This window comes from Streptomyces malachitofuscus (assembly GCF_055571035.1).
Genome location: NZ_JBVIGA010000006.1, coordinates 338,741 through 359,839, shown reverse-complemented (window position 1 = coordinate 359,839; position 21,099 = coordinate 338,741). Strand labels below are relative to the sequence as shown.

The 21,099-nt window shown below is 71.1% G+C and carries 18 protein-coding genes and 1 pseudogene; 18 read left to right on the top strand and 1 reads right to left on the bottom strand.

Going from position 1 to position 21,099, the window contains the following annotated elements:
• Positions 1-135: 135 nt before the first annotated feature.
• The 16 genes and pseudogenes from ACZ44S_RS12040 to ACZ44S_RS11965 all read left to right on the top strand — a co-directional run bounded on the left by ACZ44S_RS12040 (position 136) and on the right by ACZ44S_RS11965 (position 16,491).
• Positions 136-1,878 carry a sensor histidine kinase gene (locus tag ACZ44S_RS12040; RefSeq protein WP_466927435.1) on the top strand — a complete coding sequence of 581 codons (1,743 nt, stop codon included), beginning with the start codon at positions 136-138 and terminating at the stop codon, positions 1,876-1,878.
• Positions 1,875-2,558: a response regulator gene (locus ACZ44S_RS12035; protein WP_466927432.1), complete on the top strand. Its 684-nt coding sequence runs from the start codon at positions 1,875-1,877 to the stop codon at positions 2,556-2,558. The genes ACZ44S_RS12040 and ACZ44S_RS12035 overlap by 4 nt, the downstream gene beginning before the upstream one ends.
• A gap of 30 nt (positions 2,559-2,588) precedes the next feature.
• A pseudogene (locus ACZ44S_RS12030) lies at positions 2,589-3,331 on the top strand (carbohydrate ABC transporter permease).
• Positions 3,332-3,624: 293 nt separating this feature from the next.
• On the top strand, positions 3,625-4,344 hold the full coding sequence (locus ACZ44S_RS12025; RefSeq protein ID WP_466927429.1) for a helix-turn-helix domain-containing protein: 720 nt from the start codon (positions 3,625-3,627) through the stop codon (positions 4,342-4,344).
• Positions 4,345-4,829: 485 nt separating this feature from the next.
• A complete protein-coding gene (locus tag ACZ44S_RS12020) occupies positions 4,830-6,128 on the top strand; it encodes a sensor histidine kinase (protein WP_466927427.1) in 1,299 nt (432 codons plus the stop codon).
• A complete protein-coding gene (locus ACZ44S_RS12015) occupies positions 6,125-6,733 on the top strand; it encodes a response regulator (RefSeq protein ID WP_466927424.1) in 609 nt (202 codons plus the stop codon). The genes ACZ44S_RS12020 and ACZ44S_RS12015 overlap by 4 nt, the downstream gene beginning before the upstream one ends.
• Before the next feature lie 295 nt (positions 6,734-7,028).
• Positions 7,029-8,477: a phytoene desaturase family protein gene (locus ACZ44S_RS12010; RefSeq protein ID WP_466927421.1), complete on the top strand. Its 1,449-nt coding sequence runs from the start codon at positions 7,029-7,031 to the stop codon at positions 8,475-8,477.
• 425 nt (positions 8,478-8,902) lie between these two features.
• Positions 8,903-9,073 carry a hypothetical protein gene (locus tag ACZ44S_RS12005; protein WP_466927418.1) on the top strand — a complete coding sequence of 57 codons (171 nt, stop codon included), beginning with the start codon at positions 8,903-8,905 and terminating at the stop codon, positions 9,071-9,073.
• A 42-nt stretch (positions 9,074-9,115) separates the two neighbouring features.
• Positions 9,116-9,319, top strand: a complete 204-nt coding sequence (locus ACZ44S_RS12000) for a hypothetical protein (protein WP_190161679.1) — start codon at positions 9,116-9,118, stop codon at positions 9,317-9,319.
• A 168-nt stretch (positions 9,320-9,487) separates the two neighbouring features.
• On the top strand, positions 9,488-11,353 hold the full coding sequence (locus ACZ44S_RS11995) for an alpha/beta fold hydrolase (protein ID WP_466927415.1): 1,866 nt from the start codon (positions 9,488-9,490) through the stop codon (positions 11,351-11,353).
• A complete protein-coding gene (locus tag ACZ44S_RS11990; protein ID WP_466927412.1) occupies positions 11,350-11,931 on the top strand; it encodes a hypothetical protein in 582 nt (193 codons plus the stop codon). The genes ACZ44S_RS11995 and ACZ44S_RS11990 overlap by 4 nt, the downstream gene beginning before the upstream one ends.
• A 51-nt stretch (positions 11,932-11,982) precedes the next feature.
• Entirely contained in the window at positions 11,983-12,804 is an 822-nt protein-coding gene (locus ACZ44S_RS11985) for a nuclear transport factor 2 family protein (RefSeq protein WP_466927409.1), read from the top strand.
• A gap of 51 nt (positions 12,805-12,855) precedes the next feature.
• Positions 12,856-13,611 (top strand): class I SAM-dependent DNA methyltransferase, encoded by a 756-nt coding sequence (locus ACZ44S_RS11980; protein WP_466927406.1) that lies wholly within the window; start codon positions 12,856-12,858, stop codon positions 13,609-13,611.
• Between the two features lie 44 nt (positions 13,612-13,655).
• A complete protein-coding gene (locus ACZ44S_RS11975; RefSeq protein WP_190161675.1) occupies positions 13,656-13,832 on the top strand; it encodes a hypothetical protein in 177 nt (58 codons plus the stop codon).
• Positions 13,829-15,562 carry an ABC transporter ATP-binding protein gene (locus tag ACZ44S_RS11970; protein ID WP_466927403.1) on the top strand — a complete coding sequence of 578 codons (1,734 nt, stop codon included), beginning with the start codon at positions 13,829-13,831 and terminating at the stop codon, positions 15,560-15,562. The genes ACZ44S_RS11975 and ACZ44S_RS11970 overlap by 4 nt, the downstream gene beginning before the upstream one ends.
• Before the next feature lie 74 nt (positions 15,563-15,636).
• A complete protein-coding gene (locus tag ACZ44S_RS11965; protein ID WP_466927400.1) occupies positions 15,637-16,491 on the top strand; it encodes a M23 family metallopeptidase in 855 nt (284 codons plus the stop codon).
• Here the strand turns inward: ACZ44S_RS11965 and ACZ44S_RS11960 are convergent.
• Positions 16,488-17,513 carry an ATP-dependent 6-phosphofructokinase gene (locus tag ACZ44S_RS11960; RefSeq protein ID WP_466927397.1) on the bottom strand — a complete coding sequence of 342 codons (1,026 nt, stop codon included), beginning with the start codon at positions 17,511-17,513 and terminating at the stop codon, positions 16,488-16,490. The two genes, ACZ44S_RS11965 and ACZ44S_RS11960, sit on opposite strands and share 4 nt — an antisense overlap.
• Before the next feature lie 221 nt (positions 17,514-17,734).
• On the opposite strand from ACZ44S_RS11960, the gene pta reads away from it, so the two are divergent.
• Positions 17,735-19,840 (top strand): phosphate acetyltransferase, encoded by a 2,106-nt coding sequence (gene pta, locus ACZ44S_RS11955; RefSeq protein WP_466927394.1) that lies wholly within the window; start codon positions 17,735-17,737, stop codon positions 19,838-19,840.
• Entirely contained in the window at positions 19,837-21,048 is a 1,212-nt protein-coding gene (locus ACZ44S_RS11950) for an acetate kinase (protein WP_466927391.1), read from the top strand. Before pta ends, ACZ44S_RS11950 begins: the two co-directional genes overlap by 4 nt.
• The last annotated feature ends 51 nt before the right edge of the window (positions 21,049-21,099 follow it).

Below are 21,099 nucleotides of genomic sequence, written 5' to 3'. Positions count from 1 at the left end.
CTCACGTCCGGGGAGATGGGGGTCAGGGCCGGTGCTCGGGCCCTGGGGGAATGCCGTGACTATGTCCTGCCTTGTGAGCGCGGTCACCCTTCCGTTCATTTAGTTCATCGTGGAAGCGCCAGGCAGACTGACGGCATGCGCATCCCCCTCCCCCGGCCCCGCAGCCTCGCGGGACAGCTGTTCGCCATGCAGGCCGTGCTCATCGCGGTCGTCGTGGCCGGGTACGCGCTGTTCACCTACGTCGGCGACCGCAGCCAGGCCGAGGAGGCGGCGGGCCGCCAGGCGACCGCGGTGGCCCGTTCGGTCGCCGACTCGCCGTCCGTGCGGGAGGCGATCCGTACGCCCGACCCGTCGGCGAAGCTCCAGCCGTACGCGCTGGCGGTGGTGCGCGACACCGACGTGGACTTCGTCACCATCATGGATCCGCGGGGCATCCGCTGGACCCACCCGAACCCCGACCAGATCGGTCTGCTCTTCCAGGGCCACACGGCCCCGGCGCTGCGCGGCCGTACCTTCACCGAGACCTACACCGGTACCCTCGGGCCGTCGGTCCGGGCGGTCACCCCGATCCGGGACGGCGACCGCATCGTCGGCCTGGTCAGCGCCGGCATAAGGGTCGAGGAGATCAGCCAGCGCGCCCAGGGACAGCTGACCGCGCTGCTCGTGGTCGCGGCCGGAGCGCTCGGTCTTGGCGCGGTCGGCACCTACGTCATCAACGCCCGGCTGCGCCGTCACACCCACGGCATGAACGCGACCGAGCTGAGTCATATGCACGACTACCATCAGGCCGCGCTGCACGCCGTGCGCGAGGGTCTGCTGATGCTGGACGGCCAGTACCGGGTGGCGCTGATCAACGACGGCGGCCGGGAGCTGCTGGGCGTCGACCAGGAGGAGGACGTGGTGGGCAGGTCGGTGGCGGAGCTGGGTCTTCCGGCGCCGCTGACGGGTGCGCTGCTCGCCTCGGAGCCCCGGGTGGACGAGGTGCACCTGGCGGCGGACCGGGTGCTGGTGGTGAACACCTCGCCGGTCACCGGCGGCCAGCGGCGCGGCTCGGTGGTGACGCTGCGGGACGTGACCGAGCTCCAGTCGCTGATGGGCGAGCTGGACTCGGAGCGGGGCTTCACCCAGGCGCTGCGTTCGCAGGCGCACGAGGCGGCGAACCGGCTGCACACCGTGGTCTCGCTGATCGAGCTGGGCCGGGCGGAGGAGGCGGTGGACTTCGCGACGGCCGAGCTGGAGCTGGCGCAGGCGCTCACCGACCAGGTGGTCGCGGCGGTGAGTGAGCCGGTGCTGGCGGCGCTGCTCCTCGGCAAGACCGCGCAGGCCAACGAGCGGGGCGTGGAACTGGTGGTGTCGGCGGACAGCCGCCTGGACGACGGCCTGCTGCCGGACTCGCTGCCCGCCCGGGACCTGGTGACCATCCTCGGCAACCTGATCGACAACGCCGTGGACGCGGCGCAGGGCGGGGTGCGGCCCCGGGTGACGGTGACGGCGCTGACCGAGGAGGACGGCGCCGGGCTGGTCCTGCGGGTCTGCGACACCGGCCCGGGCGTCGATCCGGACCACGCGGAGGCGGTCTTCCGGCGGGGCTTCACGACCAAGCCGTCCGGCCCGGGCGGCCGGGGCCTGGGCCTCGCCCTGGTCCAGCAGGCGGTGGCCCGGCACGGCGGCGCCCTGTCGGTCACCTCCGGCGAGGAGGGCGGCGCGGTGTTCGAGGCACGGCTGCCGCTGAGGCCTCCGGCCCCGGGCACGCCGGCGGAAGAAGCCGAAGGGCCGGGACGCACGCCGGCCGGGACGGATGCGGGAAGCACGCGTGCCGACGCCGCCCGTGGCGTGGCTCCCGGCGCGGCCGCACAGGACCCAGGAGCCCGCACATGACCGAACGGCCCATCAGAGTGCTCGTCGTCGAGGACGATCCGGTCGCCGCGGACGCCCATGTGATGTACGTCGGCCGGGTGCCCGGGTTCGTCGCGGTCGGGAAGGCGCGCACGGGGACGGAGGCCCGCCGGGCCCTGGAGCGCACACCCGTCGACCTGCTCCTCCTCGACCTGCACCTGCCCGATGTGCACGGACTCCAGCTGGCCCGCTCGCTGCGGGCGGCCGGTCACCACGCCGACGTGATCGCGGTGACCTCCGCCCGGGACCTGGCGGTGGTGCGCGAGGGAGTGTCCCTCGGGGTCGTGCAGTACGTACTGAAACCGTTCACGTTCGCGACCCTGCGGGACCGTCTGGTGCGGTACGCGGAGTTCCACGCGGCCGTCGGCGAGGCCAGCGGCCAGGACGAGGTGGACCGGGCGCTGGCCGCCCTGCGCGCTCCCGGACCGGCCGCCCTGCCGAAGGGCCTGAGCGCACCGACCCTGGAGCGGGTGACGGTGGCCCTGCGGGACGCCGGGGAGGGCCTGACGGCCGCCGGCGTCGCGGAGGCGGTCGGCATCTCCCGCATCACGGCCCGCCGCTATCTGGAACACCTCGTCGACGCCGGCCGCGCGGCCCGCCGCCCCCAGTACGGGACGGTCGGGCGGCCGGAGTTGCAGTACCGGTGGGTGACCGGGAGCTGAGGCCCATCCTCGCGCCGCGGCACCCGGCGCCTGGCCGCCGACGCCGGGCTGCTCACCGTGGCCGCCGCGTTCGTCCTGCCGCTCGCCTGGGTGGTGCTCTCCGCGCTCGATCCGCACGCCGGTCTGCGGGTGCAGGCCCCCGACGGCCTGACCCTGGACCACTTCGACGCGATCCTCACCGACGAGATCACGTTCACCCCGCTGCTGAACAGCCTGATCCTGTGCGGGGGCGCGACCGCGCTCACCGTGGTGTGCGCCGCGCTCGCCGCGTATCCGCTCTCCCGGTTCCGTTCCCGGCTCAGCCGGCCGTTCCTGCTGACGATCCTCTTCGCGACGAGCCTGCCGATCACCGCGATCATGGTGCCGGTGTACGCGCTGTTCGTCCGGGTCGAACTGATCGACACCATGCGGGATGCGGGGCACGATCTTCTTCTTCGCCGCTTCCCAACTGCCGTTCGCCATCTGGCTGATGAAGAACTTCATGGACGGCGCTCCCAAGGAGCTGGAGGAGGCGGCCTGGACGGACGGGGCCTCGTCCCTGCAGTCCCTGGTGCGGATCGTGCTGCCGCTGATGGGGCCGGGGGTGGCCGGTGGTGACCGTCTTCTCCTTCGTGATGATGTGGGGAAACTTCTTCGGCAACCGCGGCATGGTGGCGTACGGGCAGCTCGCCGCGTTCTCGATCGTCTACTCGACGCCGGTGATCCTGCTGTACGTGCTGATCGCCCGACGGCTGGGCGGGGGCTTCGCGCTGGGCGGGGCGGTCAAGGGGTGAGCCGGGCGGTGGGTTTGCGCCGCGCGGGCGGCCGGTGCGCCGGCACTCGAGCGGGGCGTTTCTTCGTACGGAGGTTCGGACCCCGCACCTCCGCGCCCCAGCGACGGCTCACGCGACGTCAACGAGGGCTTACGCATATGCCCACTGAGCTTGCCGTTCACGGTCCGGCGGACGGCCGCCGCGCGGCGACTCCCCTCCCGCCCCCGCGCACCGACTCGCCGGTAGCCGTACCTTCCTACAATGAGTGATCCTGGCCGAACAGACCGTAGTCAGCCCCTGCGCGCGGGCCTAGCTTGTGGGCCGTGCACCGACGCTCCGCTCGTACCGACCGCCATCCGCCCCCGCCGTTCAACGCCCCCGCCGCACGCCGGCTGCGGGCCGCCCTGGGCATGGGCCCGGAGCATGTCGCCCACGCCCTGCGCGGCTCGTACGGGCTGCCGTACGTCACCCCGGCGCTCGTCGCCGCCTGGGAACGCGGGACCGCCACCCCCTCCCACCCCGAACTCACCGCCCTGGCCGGTGCGCTGTGGTGCTCGCCCGGCGAACTCATCGGCCGGCCACGCACCCTGCGTGAGCACCGGGTCGCGCGCGGCCTGGCGCCCGAGGACGTCGCCCGCACGGTCGGCCACGAACTGCACGCGTATCTGCGGATGGAGGAGACGGGCCAGTGGCACGGCACCGAGCGGCAGTCGGCCGCCCTGGCCCGGATGCTCGCCCTGACCCTGGCCGACGTCATCACCGTCACCGGCCGGGAGGAACGGCTCGCGGAGCTGCTCCGCAACGCGGCGACGACGCGCTGGCAGGCCTACGTCCGGCCGGTGTCGAAGATCGCCCCGCTGGAACGACGCGTGCTGGAGGAGGCGCTCCACCGCCTGCACCAGGACTACCAGGGCCACATGGCGGCCACCCTCAGCTGGGGCGGCGGCCACGGCGACGCGGGCGACAGCGGCCGCGAGTTCCTCGACCGCATCGTCGACCATTTCTGGACGGCGGTCGAGGAACACAGCCGGTGAACTCGCCGCTCCGGGGCAACGTCGGTAATCAGCCAAAGGGTTCACCCCCGTGTCCAGCGTGGACGGGCCGCCCTAGGATCAGTCTGTCACGGCCCTGACCAGACCACAGGTGTCCAGACGCTACGGGGGCATTATGCGAATCGAACCTGAACGACCGCACGCAATCCGGCCGACCCGCGCACTGCGCGCGCCGAGGACTCGCGAGACGGAAGCACCCTCTCCGCGGTGCCGCGCCCATCCGCCGGCGCACCGGCGCACCACCGCGCCGCAGCCCGTCCCGGCACGGCCCGTTCCTCCTCGCGGTTGAGCCGGCCGGCCAGCACCCGCGCAGTCACCCCCCCCCCACCCTCCCCCCACCCGCAGGGCGAGCGGCCCCACGCCTCTCACTGCCTCCAGAGCCGAGGCAGGCGACTGCCTGCACGCAGTCGCCGCAATGGGGCGGCCGAAACGTCCCTGCATGATGCACCCAGCTTGCGAGGCTCATCGTGCCCTACCTCTCCGAGTCCTTCCGGCACCCGCCCGCGGAGACTCCCGACTCCCCCCACCACGGCCTTCCGGCTCACGGGACCACCACGACACCGCCCGCCGCACCCTCCCACCGGGGGGCGCACCGGCCTACGCCGGGCTCCGCGCAACTGCGCGCCACGCGGCAGGACGCCGAGAAGCTCACGAGACAGACCCGGCGGCGACTGGCCGTGTGCCTGACCGCGCCCCCTCTGGCCTTCATCCTGCTCGCGGAAGTACCCGACCCGCACCCCGTCCTCGTCCTCGCGCTGGTCCTCTACGCCCTTCACCTGGGAGCGCTGCTGCGTCCGGTATGGACCGGACACCCGTACCCGGTCACGCCGTTCGTCCTGCTCGCCCCCGCCTTCCTGTGGCCGGCGTGCCTCTGGCTGCTCCCTTACGCCGGTGCGTTCGCACGGACGGAGGTCGTTCCGCTCGCCGGAATGGCCGTCGTGCCCGTGGCCCTCGTGGTGGCCGAGTCCGCGCTGCGCGTCCGGTCGGCCACCGCGGCCGTGTGCCTCGCGGTGGCCGCCGCCGTCAGCCCGCACGCGCCACTGGCCTCGGCCCTGACCGTCGGCGGGGTGTTCCTGGCCGTCGTCGCCGCCGTTCGCAGCGCGATGCGGCCGGTCTCCGTGATCTCCCGGCTGGAGATCGCCGCGGACGCGGCCGCCCAGCAGGCGGTGGCCGACGAGCGGCTGCGGATGTCCCGCGACCTGCACGACACGCTGGGACGGCATCTGGCCGTCATCGCGATCAAGTCCGAGCTCATCGCGCACACCGGAAAGCTGGAGGAGATAGAGCAGCTGCAGGTGCTGGCGAGAGCGTCGCAGAGCGAGCTGCGGGCGGTGGTGAACGCCGCCCGGACCACGTCGCTCGACGACGAGTTGGACGGCGCGCGCTCCCTGCTCGGGGCCTGCGGCATCCGGTGCGGGGTGACCTGGGAGAACCGCGGCCCGAGCCTGCCCCCGGAGGTGCGGGAGTCGCTCGGCTGGGCGGTGCGGGAAGCGGCCACGAACATCATGCGGCACGCCCCCGAGGCCACGACCTGCACCATCACGCTCACCAGGTCCGGCGCGGGCGGGGCGGACGAGTGCGTCCTGCGCGTGGTGAACGACGGTGTGCGCGATGTTCCGGGCCCGCGTCCGCAGTCCGGTACGGGCATGGACGGACTGGCGCAACGCGTCGCACCGCTGGGAGGACGGCTGGAGCACGGCCCCGGACCGCGCGGCACGTACCGCCTCCTGGTCACCGTCCCCCTCGCGCGGGGGAGGGCGGCGTGAGCATTCGGGTTCTCCTGTCGGACGACGAGAAACTGGTCCTCGGAGCGTTCTCCGTGCTGCTGGCTGCCGAGAACGACATCGACGTGGTCGGTGAGGCGGCCGGCGGCGTGGAAGCGGCCGAGCTGGCGAGGAATCTCGTCCCGGACGTCTGCGTCCTGGATCTGAGCATGCCCGACAAGAGCGGAATCAGCGTCATCCGCGACCTGCGGCTGACCCGGCCCTCCGTGCGGTGCCTCGTGGTCACCTCCCACACGGCGCCGGGGTATCTCACCTCGGCCCTGTCCGCGGGAGCCCGGGGTTTCGTGCCGAAAACGACGTCGGCGAAGGAACTGGCCGACATCATCAGGATGGTTCACCGCGGCGTCTCCTACGTCGATCCGGACGCGGCCGCACACGCGCTCGCTGCGGGAGAGTCCCCGCTGACCCGGCGGGAGGCGGACGTTCTGGCACTGTCCGCGGACGGGGCCCCCATCGAGACCGTGGCGCGGCGCGCGGTCCTCACCCCCGGGACCGTCCGCAACCACCTGTCGAGGATCGCCGGCAAACTGAAGGCGGCCAACCGGCACGAGGCCGCCCATGTGGCCCGCAAACAGGGCTGGATCTGACCTTGCGCGGCCTCGCGAGACGGTGTGACGTCGATCACACTTCTCCGGTCGGCCGCGTCCACGCACCGGTTCCGGCGGCGGATGCGCGGATCGAGGCGGGCAACTGCCCCACGGGCCATGGTGGCAACCGTCATGGGGGAACGGTGACGCATGTCAGCGGTTCGGAACGGAGAACTCCGATCACCGGTGTGATCCGCACCATATCGGTGGCTCCCGGGGGCTGTTTGTATCCACTGCGTGTGACCGACGGAGGCCTGTGCGCGAGTCTTCGTGAAACCGGCGGAAGAGGTGTCGCATGACGGACGCGGTGATCGTCGGTACGGGCCCCAACGGGCTCTCCGCCGCTGTCACGCTGCTACGGGCGGGCCTGAGCGTCGAGTTGTACGAGGCGCACGACACGTACGGCGGCGGCCTGCGCACCGAGCCGCTCTTCGACGCGGACGTGGTGCACGACATCTGTGCCGCCGTGCACCCCATGGCGGCCGCGTCCCGCTTCTTCCGGGAGTTCGATCTGCCCGCGCGCGGTGTCGACCTGCTCCAGCCCGAGATCCCCTACGCCCATCCGCTTCCCGGCGAGGACACCGTCCTCGCCCACCGCGATCTCGCCCGGACCAGCGCCGGACTCGGCGTGGACGGCGAACGCTGGCGGCGGCTCATGGCGCCGCTCGCCGCCCACAGTCAGGGCGTGGTCGATCTGATCCTGTCCGGTCAGCGCGCCGTTCCCGGAGATCTGGTGGCACCGCTGCTGATGGCGCCCAGAGTCCTCGCCCATGCCACCAGGCTGCCCTTCCGTACCGAGCGGGCCCGTGCCCTGCTCACAGGTGTCGCCGCGCACTCCGTCGGCAGACTCCCGTCGCTCGCCGCCGGCGCCGTCGCGCTGCTCCTCGGACACCTCGCCCACTCCACGGGATGGCCGCTGCCCCGGGGCGGCAGCGCCCGTATCGCCGACGCCCTCGCGGCCGACATCACCGCGCTGGGCGGCCGCATCCACACCGGGCAGCCCATCAAGGACCTCGGCGAACTCGGCGACGTGCCCCTGGTGCTGCTCGACACCAGCCCCAAGGGGCTCCTCCGACTCGCCGGGGACCGGCTCCCCGGGCGCTACCGCCGGGCCCTCGAGCGTTTCCGGTACGGCCCCGGGGCGTCCAAGGTCGACTTCCTGGTGTCCGAACCCATCCCATGGGCCGACCCCGCGACCGGCCGAGCGGGCACCGTCCACCTCGGCGGCACCCGCGCCGACATGTTCCGTACGGAGTCGGCGGCAGCGCGCGGCATCCAGGACCCCGAGCCGTTCGTGCTCCTCGTCGACCCCGCAGCGACCGATCCCGGCCGCGCCGTCGGCGGCAAGCGTCCCGTCTGGGCCTACGCCCACGTTCCTCACGGCGACCCGCGGGACCCCGTCGACCTCGTCCGTCGCCGGATCGAGCAGTACGCGCCCGGCTTCGGCGACACCGTCATCGCCGCGCGCGGCGTGAGCGCCGCGCAGTACGAGACGTACAACCCCAACTACGTCGGCGGCGACATCGGAGCCGGGGCCATGACCGTCCGCCAGTCGCTGCTGCGGCCCGCCGCGAAGTGGGATCCCTACCGGGTGCCGCTGCCCGGCCTGTACCTGTGCTCGGCGTCCACTCCGCCGGGTCCCAGCGTGCACGGGATGTCCGGCCATCTGGCCGCGCTCTCCGCACTGCGTCACGAGCACGGCATCCGTGTGCCCCCGCCGCTGGGCCCGCACAGCGGCAATTGAGCCCACAACGACAACAACGGACTTTTCTCCCTGCGCATCAGCCGTGACGTCGGCGGTCAAGGGTGCCCTGAGCCGTACGCCCGCCCGTCATGGTTGAATCCTGACCGAAATATTTGAGCCAGAGACACCTGCCTGAATTCCGCACCCCCCTCTTTGTTCTCACTGGTCAGCACAGAAAAGCATGACTTATGTCATCGTCATCTTGCGCCACCGTGTGATGCACGCCACATGAAATGTGCTTGATTTCAAGCTTCATATTATTCGTATAGTGATGCCCATGAGGGGGAGTCAATCGATCGTCGGCGGGGCAACAGCCGAGCAGCGAATTTCGCGCCCCGCCCATTTCATGGGCGGCCTTTCGTGAGCCTACCCCTTGTCCGACTGGAATCAGCAGGAGGAATGAAATGGGCAAGATCGCTTCGTTTATGAATCAGCAGGAGATGGGCTCGCTCGAGGACGGCATGACGAACACCAACGGTGTTCCCGTCATGGCCACCCCGGCCGTCGCGGTGCCGGTCTGCGTCAAGATCACGGCCGGGATCGTCGCCTTCACCGTTCCGGTGGGCGCGTACGTCGCCGGCCGGGTCGTCAACTAGCGGCCACCAGGCCTTTCGAAAATCTTCGAAGAGGGGATCAGGATGACTCACATCATCGACAGTGTGCGTGCGATCACGGAACCGGCTCTGACCGAGGGCCAGAAGGACCGGGTCACCCGCACCATGCCCGTCGCCTTCACTCCCGCCGTTCTCGTCACCTGCCCGTACGCGGGCGGGGGACTCGCGGCCGGCGCCGCCGTGGTCGGCGCCTACGAGCTCGGCCGGGCCGCCGGCGGCGGCAAGTAGGGAACACCGTCAGCAGCCCCTGACATGAGCGTGGGCTTCTGAACCCGCCCGGAGAGCGAAATCTGCGGGCATCGGGCGAGCTGTCGGGCCGCGCCGCAATCGCGGCCCGACAGCTTTCACATATTAGCTCACCCCATGGTTCATCGTGAGGAACCTTCTGTGAGACGAATGAAGAAACTTGTCTCGGCGCTTTTCTCCCCGATACCCATATCCCGGGACCGCGCCCTCGCCATATCCGAGCGACTTTCCGCGCTCACCACCCTCTCTTCCTCCCTCGAATATCTGCACCAGCACAAGCAGATGGATCCCGGTGGTCTCAACGACTGGGACATCATGAAGGAGGCGCCGGAGACCAAGAATCCGACGATCCGCCGTATTACCGAGGCTGTCAGCGGTAAAAAGGTGACGGTGGCGATACACGCCGCCCGGGCGGCTGTGAGTGTGGGACTTCTGGCCCCGGGAAACAGCAAATGGCGCGGGGCCGGAAGCCTTTTCCTCACCGCCTCCACCTCCCTGCTGCAGACCCGCCACCGTTATGGCACGGACGGTTCGGACCAGGTGGCCAATCTGGTGCAGACCGCCACCGGACTCGCTCGCCTCTCGAAGAATCCACAGACCAAGGACGCGTTCCTCTGGTACGTGGGAATGCAGGCGAGTCTGTCCTACGCGGCCTCCGGCTGGGTCAAGCTCCTCGGTGAGAAATGGCGTGACGGCTCGGCGCTTCCCGGGGTGATGCGCACCCGCACCTACGGCTTCGAGAGCGCCTACCGGCTCACCCAGCGCTACCCGCGGAGCGCGAAGTACCTGCAGCACAGCGTGCTCGCGATGGAGTGCCTCTTCCCCGTCGTGTACCTCGCCGGCGGCAGGCTCGCCCGCCCGATGATCGCGGCAGCGGGTGGCTTCCACGTCGCCAACGGCTTCGTCATGGGGCTCGGGCGCTTCATGACGGCGTTCCCCGCCATGCACCCCATGGTCGCCTACACCACGGCCCCCAGGTCGCACCCGCTGGTGGCGGGACGCGACGACCGCGCGGTGAAGGCCGCCGCCCTCCTGCTCGCCGGGGGCGTCGCGGCCGCCGCCGTGGTCGCCGCCCAGCGCCGCGCAGTGGTCCGCGAAGGCTGGCCCACGTCGCGGAAGTTCGTCACCCGGCACGGCAACGAGCTGGTGTACGAGACGGGCGGCCGTGACGACGGGACGGACGCCCCGGTGCTGGTCTTCTGCGCCGGACTCACCTCGACGTCCGAGCACTTCGCCTGGATCACCGAGCGGTTCGTGAACGACTCGGACTGCGCGGTCGTCTCCTACGCGCGAGCCGGGTACGCGGGCAGCGTCCGCCGGACCACCGCGCCCTTCACGCTGGACGAGTCGGTCGACGACCTGGAGGACCTGATCCGCGCCACGGTGCCCGGGCACCGCAAGGCGGTCCTGGTCGGCCACTCCCTGGGCGGCGAGCTGATCCGCCGGGTCTCGGCCCGTGTCCCGGACCGGATCGCCGGCCTCGTCTACCTCGACCCGTCCCACCCCGCCGAACTGCAGCGCTCCGAGCGCCAGAGCGACGGGGCGAAGGATCTGCGGGACAACATCGCGCACGCCGCCCGCTACATCTCCCTGGGCACCGGCATCCTCATGAGCCGCCCCGCGTGGCTCGACAGGCTCCCGGTGAACTACCGGGACAAGGTGTTCGCCCAGTACACCGACGCCCGGCTCTGGAAGGCCGGCAAGCGTGAATGGGCCGCGGTGGAGGAGGACTTCAGGTCCTTCGACGGCGACATGCCGCAGGTGGCGGCGCCCGCGCTGATCGTGGCCGCACAGCAGACCGTCGACCAGGACCCCGAGCAGCTTCTGATGTACAACGAGCTCGCCCGGGTCCACCCTCGCGGTGACGTCAGGATCGTCGAAGGGGCCGACCACGACTCCCTGCTGACCGACGTGCTGTTCGCCTACAGGACGGTGCAGCACATGACCGACTTCCTGCGCGCCACCGGCGGCGGGCACAGCGAGTCCGTCGCCGACGGGGAAGGAGCACAGAGGTGAATCCGACGGCCCTGTTCAAGGACACGTTCACCGGTCCCGGTTCCGTGGCGCGCATCGTGGGCGCGGGCATGCTGGTGGCGACCGTGGCCGCGCAGCACCCGCACCCGGCGTTCGACCGGGTCCGCTCCAGGGACCTGTTCTCCTTCGTCCCGAACTGGAAGTTCTTCGCCCCGAACCCGGCGACCCACGACTTCCACTACGTCTACCGCACCCTCGACCACGCCGGCGGGACGTCCGAGTGGAGCGAGATCGACATGATCGAGCCCCGCAGGATGTACCAGGCGTTCTGGTTCGCCACCCGCCGCCCGGAGAAGTCGGTGTTCGACCTGTGCACCGCCATCCTCCAGCAGGCCACCAAGTCCGGGGCGACGGAGGTGCAGAAGACGTCCTCCTACCGGGTCCTCGCCGAGTTCATCCGCAAGACGGTCCGGGAGCGGGAGGGCGCGGAACACGTCAAGGGCTTCCAGTTCGCGGTCGTACGCGCCGCGGGGCATGACACCAGCGAGGACCCCGAGCCCCTGTTCATCTCCCCGTACACCCCGATGCGCCCGGCCGGCCCCCACCTCACTCCGGCCTGAGCACCGCCGTCACACCGAGCACCATCCAGCACCAGTGTGGGAGAACGCACCATGACCATCGCCCCGAGGCCCGCCGACGACTTCGCCGGCTATCTCCGCACCTACACCGCCGACGCCTTCGCCGCCACGCAGAACCTCGAGGACGTCTGGGACCGCTACCACGTCCCGGACGCCACCCACCTGGTCAACCGGAAGCAGTGCGACCGGGCGACCGTGCTGAAGAACCTCGAGCAGTGGCGGGCGGACCGGACGCCGTACGAGCTGTGGATCCACGAGGTGGTGGTCGACGGCAACCGCGCCGCCGCCCGCTACACCGTCAGCAAGCCCCTGGTGATGCAGGTGCGGCACAACACCGAGTCGGTGATGTTCGCCGACCTCGCCGACGACGGACGTGTCGCGTCCACCGTCACCACCGCGCGGTCGACCTACGGATGGGGCGGCTCCGACTCCCCCACCTGGGACGGCGACGCGGGGTCCGCGGGCACACCGAACGGTGCGCCGACGGACCCCGCGGCCTACCTCACGACCTTCGCGGAGCTGGCCAACGACCCGGACGTGCCCCTCGAAGAGGCCTTCGACCGGTTCCACACCCCCGACTCCGTCCAGTACATCAACGGCACGCCGATGCAACGCCCGGCCGCCCTGCAGTCCCTCGCCGCGGCCCGCGGCAGCGGACCCGACTACGCCCTGGACGTCCACGCGGTGCTCACCCAGGGCAGCCGTTTCGCGGCCCGCTACTCCATGGTGCCCTCACCGCACGGACGCCGGGCGAGCGAGATGGAGGTCTTCACCTTCGGGGAGTTCGCCGACGACGGACGTGTGCGGCTCCTGCGCTCCGTGATGCAGACCAAGAGCGGCTACTGGCCCACCTGACCGGCCGGGCCCACCGCACCCGCACACCGCCAAAGGGAAGTGAGACCCCGCATGACCAGCGACGTCGCAGACATCGGTTACGGCACACAGTTCGCACAGTGGTACGACCGGGTCTTCCCCAAAGGCGCCGCCGGCCAGGCCGTGGCGGACGCCCTGGCCGGCCTGCACCCCGACCCCGACGCCGGCACCCTCGAGTTCGGAGTCGGCACCGGACGCATCGCCGTCCCGCTCTCCCGGAAGACCGGTCGGGTGACCGGCGTCGACTCGTCCCCGGAAATGCTCGCCCAACTGGCCGCCGCCCCGGGGAACGAGGACGTCGTCCCCGTGCACGCGGACATCCGCACCTACACCGACACCCGCGCCTACGGCCTGGTGTACATGGTGTGCGGGACGCTGTCGATGCTGCTCACTCCCGAGGACCAGGGGGAGGCGGTGCGCCGCGCCGCCGATCTGCTCGTCCCCGGCGGCCGGCTGGTGGTGGAGACCGGCAACCGGCCCGCGGTGGAGACGCTCCACGAGGGCCGGCTGCGCACCACCCTCTTCACGCCGTACCCCGAACCGGGGACGGGGCTCCAGACCCATTCCACGCTCACTCCCGAGATATGGCAGTGCTCCCACATCTGGTACGAGTCCGACGGCACCACCCGCGTGGGCACCGAACTGGCGCGCCTCACGGTCCCCGACGAGGTCGACGCGTACGCCACGGCCGCCGGGCTCACTCCCGAAGGCCGCTACGCGGACTGGAACCTGACCCCCTACGCCGAGCAGTACCCGATGTTCCTGACCACGTACACCAAGAGCGCCTGACGTCACCGCCGAGGTGAGCGAGCAGTTCGAAGGAGGAACCAGTCTTGACGGCTAACCGCGTGGTGTGGTTCGCGGTCGCGTTCGCCATCGCCGCACCGGGCATGTCCGCGGTGTTCCGCGAGCACGGACGGCTCACCGGACGAGCGATGGCCCTGGGCATCGTCTTCGCCACGAGCATCGCGGTGATCGTGGCCATCGCCGTCGGCCGGGGCGCGTCATGAACCTTTCCGCCATAGTCCGACGCCACCGGCTGCTCCTCGCCGTCGGCATCCTCCTCGGTCTCGGCGGCACCGCCGCGACCCTCGTACAGCCGCTCCTCATCGGCGACCTGATCGAGGCCGTCGCCCTCGACGAGTCGGTGGCCTGGCCGATCCTCTCGATCGCCGGCCTGTTCGTCGCGGACGCGGTGCTCGCCGCCACGCACTTCTACCTGATCGGCAAGGCGGGCGAGAACATCGTCCTCGACATGCGCTCCACGCTGACGGGGCGTCTGCTCCACTCCCGGATGCGGGCCTTCAACAAGCTCGAGCACGGTGACGTGTTCACCCGTACCGTGTCGGACACCTCTCTCGCCCGGATCGCCCTGTCCTCGTCCGTCGCCCAGATGATCACCTCCGGGTTCACCACGGTCGGCTGCGTCGCCGTCATGCTCTGGCTCGACTGGCGGCTGCTGCTGGTCACCGCGGGATGTCTCGGCGCCGCGTCCGCACTCGCGCTGTTCCTGGCCCGCGCGGTCCGCAGGGCGGCCGTCCAGAACCGCGAGGACACCAGCGCCTACGGTTCCGGACTCCTGCGGGTCCTCGGCGCGCTCACCACCGTCAAGGCCTCCGGCGCCGAGGGCCGGGAGGCCGAACGGATCGGGGCCCTCGCCGAGGCCGCACGCGGGAGCGGGATCAGGGTGACCCGGCTGTCGGCGATGCTGATGCCCGCGATGAACGTGGGCACCCAGGTGTCCCTCGCGGTGGTGATCACCTGGGGGATGGCCCGTACCGCCACGGGAGCCCTCCCGGCCGCGGACCTGACCTCGTTCATCATGTACCTCTTCTATCTCGTCTCCCCGCTGGTGATGTTCTTCATGTCGCTGGGCGAGTTCCAGCAGGGCCGGGCCGCCATCGACCGCGTCAGCGACCTCGCCGTCATCGACCAGGAGACCGTCCAGGCCCCGGCGGCGCCCGCGGCGGCCCCGGACCGGGACAGGGCGGAGGGCACCGCCGCCGTCGAGTTCCACCACGTCACCTTCGGTTACTCCGGCGCCGCGCCCCTCGCCCTCGACGACGTCACGTTCACGCTCCCCGCCACCGGTGTCACCGCGATCGTCGGGCCGTCGGGCGCGGGCAAGTCCACGCTGTTCCAGCTGATCGAGCGCTTCCACGACCCCGACGGGGGACAGATCCGGATCATGGGCGAGGACGTGTCCCGCCTGCCGCTGGCCGAGCTCCGGTCCCGTATCGGGCTGGTCGAGCAGGACTCCCCGCTCATGCGGGGCACGGTCCGCGAGAACCTCGTCTACGCCAGGCCCGGCGCCACGGCGGAAGAGATCACCCGGGCGCTGGAGGCGGCCCACCTCACCGACGTCGTCGCCGCCCTTCCGGACGGCCTCGACACCGATCTCGGGGAGGGCGGCATCGGCCTGTCCGGCGGTCAGCGGCAGCGTCTGGCCATCGCCCGGGCCCTGCTGACCCGCCCTGCCGTGCTCCTCCTGGACGAAGTCACGTCGAACCTCGACTCCGACTCCGAGACGGCGCTGCGTTCGGCCCTCACCACCATCGGCGCCCACTGTCAGGTACTCACGATCGCCCATCGCATCTCCACCACCGCGAGCGCCGACGACATCCTCGTGATGGAGGACGGCAGGCTGAGGGCCCGCGGCAGCCATCCGGAACTGATGGAGAGCGACGCCACCTACCGGCGCCTGGCCATCCAGCAGTTGACCCCTGTCGGCACCTCCTGAGGGCCGCCCCGGAGCGCACCGCTCCGGCGTGACAGGATGCGGACACCCCCACAACCGCCAGCGAAGAGGAACGCATGCACATGCTCACGATGCTGTGGAAGCGCTACGGCCTGGTGTTCGCCGCCGGCGCCCTGTGCATTGTGGTGAACGCGCAGGGAATAGGCCCCCTGTGGTACACCGGCGTGGCGCTGCTGATCGTCGGTCAGACCATGCGGGTGACGTTGATCCGCGCCCAGCGTCCGCCCCTGGACCGTGAACCGGTGCTCCTCCGCGTTCCCGTCACCGGGCGCTGGCTGGCGCTCAACGGGCCGGCCACGAAGGTCCCCAGTCACACCCACAGCCATGCGCAGACGTACGCCATCGATCTGAAGTACGTGCCCGCCGAGGACGGTGACGGCGAAGGGGCCGTGCCGTCGGCCCCGCCCTTCCGCTGGTTCTGGCCGCTCGCCAGAAGTGCCCGCCGCTACCCCACCTACGGCAGGCCGCTGCTCGCACCCGCCGACGGAGTGGTCGTCGCGACGGCGGAACGACAGCGGGACCATCTGTCGCGCATGTCCCTGCCCGCCTTCCTCTTCCTCTACCTGGAAGGCTTCGTCCGCAGTCTCGGCTGGCCGAGCCACCTGATGGGGAACCACATCGTCCTCGACCTCGGCAACGGCGTGTACGCGGCCTTCGCGCACCTGCGGCGCGGCTCGCTGAACGTGGCCGTGGGCGACCGGGTGTCGGCGGGCCAGAAGATCGCCGAGTGCGGCAACTCCGGCAACTCGTCCGAGCCGCACCTGCACTTCCAGCTCATGGACGGCCCCGACGTGATGACGGCACGCGGAGTGCCGTTCGCCTGGCACTACCGCGAGGACGACGGCGCGGAACGCACCGGTGTCCCCGAGGACACCACGCACTTCGTCGCCGTCGAGCCCCTGCCGGCCTAGAAGACCGACTCCGCCTCGTCCATCCGGTCCTTCGGGACCGTCTTCAGTTCGGTGACCGCCTCCGCCAGCGGGACCATCACGATGTCGGTCCCCCGCAGGGACGTCATCTTGCCGAACTCTCCCTGGTGCGCGGCCTCCACCGCGTGCCAGCCGAAGCGGGTCGCGAGGACGCGGTCGTACGCCGTCGGTACGCCGCCGCGCTGGACGTGGCCGAGGATGACCGGCTTGGCCTCCTTGCCGAGGCGGCGCTCCAGCTCGTGCGCCAGGGCCGTGCCGATGCCCTGGAAGCGCTCGTGGCCGAACTTGTCGATCTCGCCCTTGCCGTAGTCCATGCTGCCGTCGGCCGGGTGCGCGCCCTCGGCGACGCAGATCACCGCGAACTTCTTGCCGCGGGCGAAGCGTTCCTCGACCATCTTGACCAGCTGGGCCGGGTCGAAGGGACGTTCCGGCAGGCAGATGCCGTGGGCGCCGGCGGCCATGCCGGACTCCAGGGCGATCCAGCCGGCGTGCCGGCCCATGACCTCGACGACCATCACCCGCTGGTGGGACTCGGCGGTCGTCTTCAGGCGGTCCATCGCCTCGGTGGCGACACCGACCGCGGTGTCGAAGCCGAAGGTGCGGTCGGTGGAGGAGATGTCGTTGTCGATCGTCTTCGGGACGCCGACCACCGGCAGGCCCGCGTCGGACAGCATGTGGGCCGCGGTGAGCGTGCCCTCTCCGCCGATCGGGATCAGCGCGTCGATGCCGAAGTCACGGATCATGTCGGAGGCGTTCTCGCAGGCCTCGCGGAGCCGGTCGCGTTCCAGGCGGGCGGAGCCGAGGATGGTGCCGCCGCGGGCCAGGATGCCGCTGACCGCGTCGAGACCGAGGTCGCGGTAGCGTCCGTCCAGCAGGCCCGAGTAGCCGTCCTCGAAGCCGATGACCTCGTCGCCGTAGTTGTCGACCGCTCGGTGCACGACCGACCGGATCACTGCGTTCAGGCCGGGGCAGTCGCCGCCTGCGGTGAGAACTCCGATACGCATCGTGCTGTGTCTCCTGGTCCCTGTCGATACCGGTGAGCCAGTGCCGATTGTTTCACGTCCGCCGGAGCGGTGCCGACGCCGGACGGACGGGCGTCTTAGCCAGCGCCAGAGGTATTGTCAAGAGGGATCTGCTCACCTCGGTGGGCGATTTTTGTGGCCCCAGGGTGACATCTGCGGCCCGCCGACACCTCTTGCGGCCCCCGACGAAACGGAGAGCGCGCGTGACCCGCAGCGTGTACGTGACCGGCATCGACCGCGGCGACGGCCGGCAGGTCGTCGAACTCGGGGTCATGGAGCTCCTGACCCGGCAGGTCGACCGGGTGGGGGTGTTCCGTCCCCTGGTGCACGACGGGCCGGACCGGCTCTTCGAACTGCTGCGGGCCCGCTACCGGCTCACCCAGGACCCGGCGACCGTCTACGGCCTCGACTACCACGAGGCGTCCGCGCTCCAGGCCGAGCAGGGGACCGACGAGCTGGTGTCCACCCTCGTCGACCGGTTCCACCGGGTGGCCCGCGACTACGACGTCGTGCTCGTCCTCGGCACCGACTTCGCCGACACCCAGTTCCCCGACGAGCTGGCCCTGAACGCCCGCCTCGCCAACGAGTTCGGTGCCTCGGTGATCGGGGTCGTGGGCGGCCGCAAGCAGACCGCCGAGTCGGTGCGCGCCGAGACCCGCAACGCCTACCGTGCCTACGCCACCCTGGGCTGCGACGTGCTCGCCATGGCGGTCAACCGGGTCGCCCGCGAGGACCGGGACGACATCGCCGAGCGGCTCGCCAACCGGCTGCCCGTGCCCTGCTACGTGCTGCCCGACGAGCCGGCGCTCTCCGCCCCGACCGTCTCCCAGATCGCGCACACCCTCGGTGCCAAGGTGGTGCTCGGCGACGACTCCGGGCTCGCCCGCGACGCCCTGGACTTCCTCTTCGGCGGCGCGATGCTGCCGAACTTCCTCGCCGCGCTGACCCCGGGCTGCCTGGTGATCACCCCCGGCGACCGCGCCGACCTGGTCGTCGGCGCGCTGGCCGCGCACAGCGCCGGCACCCCGCCGATAGCCGGGGTTCTGCTGACCCTGGACGAGGTGCCGGCCGAGCACATCCTCACCCTCGCCGACCGGCTCGCCCCCGGCACCCCGGTGCTGTCGGTGCCCCGCACCAGCTTCCCCACCGCCGAGCAGCTCTTCTCCCTGGAGGGCAAGCTGAACGCGGCCACCCCGCGCAAGGCGGAGCGGGCGCTCGGCCTCTTCGAGCGGTACGCCGACACCGCGGAGCTCACCCGACGCGTCTCCGCGCCGAGCAGCGACCGGGTCACCCCGATGATGTTCGAGCACAAGCTGCTCGAACAGGCCCGCTCCGACCTGCGCCGGGTGGTGCTCCCCGAGGGCACCGAGGAACGGGTGCTGCACGCGGCGGAGGTGCTGCTGCGCCGGGGCGTGTGCGAGCTGACCCTGCTCGGCGACGTCGACCAGATCCGCAAGAAGGCCGCGGACCTCGGCGTCGATCTCGGCGACACCCAGCTGATCGACCCCGCCACCTCCGACCTGCGGGACTCCTTCGCCGAGCAGTACGCGGCGCTGCGCGCCCACCGCGGCGTCACCGTGGAGCTGGCGTACGACGTCGTCTCCGACGTGAACTACTTCGGCACGCTGATGGTGCAGGAGGGCCTCGCCGACGGCATGGTCTCCGGCTCGGTGCACTCCACGGCCGCGACGATCCGGCCGGCCTTCGAGATCATCAAGACCCGTGAGGACGCGCGGATCGTCTCGTCGGTCTTCTTCATGTGCCTGGCCGACAAGGTGCTCGTGTACGGCGACTGCGCGGTCAACCCGGACCCGGACGCCGAGCAGCTCGCCGACATCGCCGTGCAGTCGGCCGCCACGGCCGCACGGTTCGGCGTGGAGCCGCGCATCGCGATGCTGTCGTACTCGACGGGCACGTCCGGCTCCGGCGCCGACGTCGACAAGGTGCGCACCGCCACCGAGCTGGTGCGCTCCCGCCGGCCCGATCTGCGGATCGAGGGGCCGATCCAGTACGACGCGGCCGTGGAGCCGTCGGTCGCGGCGACCAAGCTGCCGGGCTCGGAGGTGGCGGGGCAGGCGACCGTGCTGGTCTTCCCCGACCTGAACACCGGCAACAACACCTACAAGGCCGTGCAGCGCTCGGCCGGCGCGATCGCGGTCGGCCCGGTCCTCCAGGGTCTGCGCAAGCCGGTCAACGACCTGTCCCGGGGCGCCCTGGTCCAGGACATCGTCAACACCGTCGCCATCACGGCGATCCAGGCCCAGTCCCCGGCCCCGAGTTCCCCGAGCGAGAAGGCAGCCGCCCCGTGAGCCCGTCCCGTGTCCTCGTCCTCAACTCCGGCTCCTCGTCGGTGAAGTACCAGCTGCTCGACATGGACGACAGCAGCCGGCTGGCCACCGGTCTGGTCGAGCGGATCGGCGAGCGGACCTCGCTGGTGCGGCACACCCCGCTCGCCTCCGGCGGGGAGACCCGGGAGCGGACCGGGCAGATCGCCGACCACGACGCCGCGCTGAAGGCGATGGCCGAGGAGCTGGCGGCCGACGGTCTTGGGCTCGACTCCCCCGAGCTGGCCGCGATCGGCCACCGGGTGGTGCACGGCGGGAAGCGCTTCACCGAGCCGACGGTGATCGACGGCCGGGTGCTGGCGGAGATCGAGCGGCTGATTCCGGTGGCGCCGCTGCACAACCCGGCCAACCTGACCGGCATCCGCACGGCCATGGCGCTCCGTCCCGACCTGCCGCAGGTCGCCGTCTTCGACACCGCCTTCCACACCTCGATGCCGGAGTCGGCCGCCCGGTACGCGATCGACGTGAAGACCGCCGACGCGCACCGCATCCGCCGCTACGGCTTCCACGGCACCTCGCACGCGTATGTCTCCCGGGCGACGGCGGCGCTGCTGGGCAGGGCGCCCGAGGAGGTGAACGTCATCGTGCTGCACCTGGGCAACGGGGCGTCCGCCTCGGCCGTGCGGGGCGGACGCTGCGTGGACACCTCCATGGGGCTGACGCCCTTGGAGGGGCTGGTGATGGGTACGCGGTCGGGAGACATGGATCCGGCCGTCATCTTCCATTTGATGCGTGTTGGCGGAATGTCCGCCGACGAGATCGACACTCTTCTCAACAAGAAGAGCGGTCTGGTCGGACTGTGCGGGGACAACGACATGAGGGAGATCCGGCGCCGGATCGACGAGGGCGACGAAGAGGCGCGGCTGGCGTTCGACATCTACATTCACCGTCTGAAGAAGTACATCGGTGCCTATTACGCCGTTCTCGGGCGGGTGGACGCGGTGGCCTTCACGGCCGGGGTCGGCGAGAACGCCGCTCCGGTGCGGGCGGCGGCCGTGGCGGGCCTGGAGGAGCTGGGCCTGGCGGTGGACGACGGGCGCAACGCCGTACGCGGCGGCGGACCGCGGCTGATCTCGCCCGAGGGCGCGCGGGTCGCGGTCGCGGTGGTACCGACGGACGAGGAAAGGGAGATCGCACAGCAGACATACGCACTGGTCGGAAAGAACAACTGAGCAGGGACTTCCTCATTTGTACATTCCGCCAGACGGAATATTCCGTAGCGA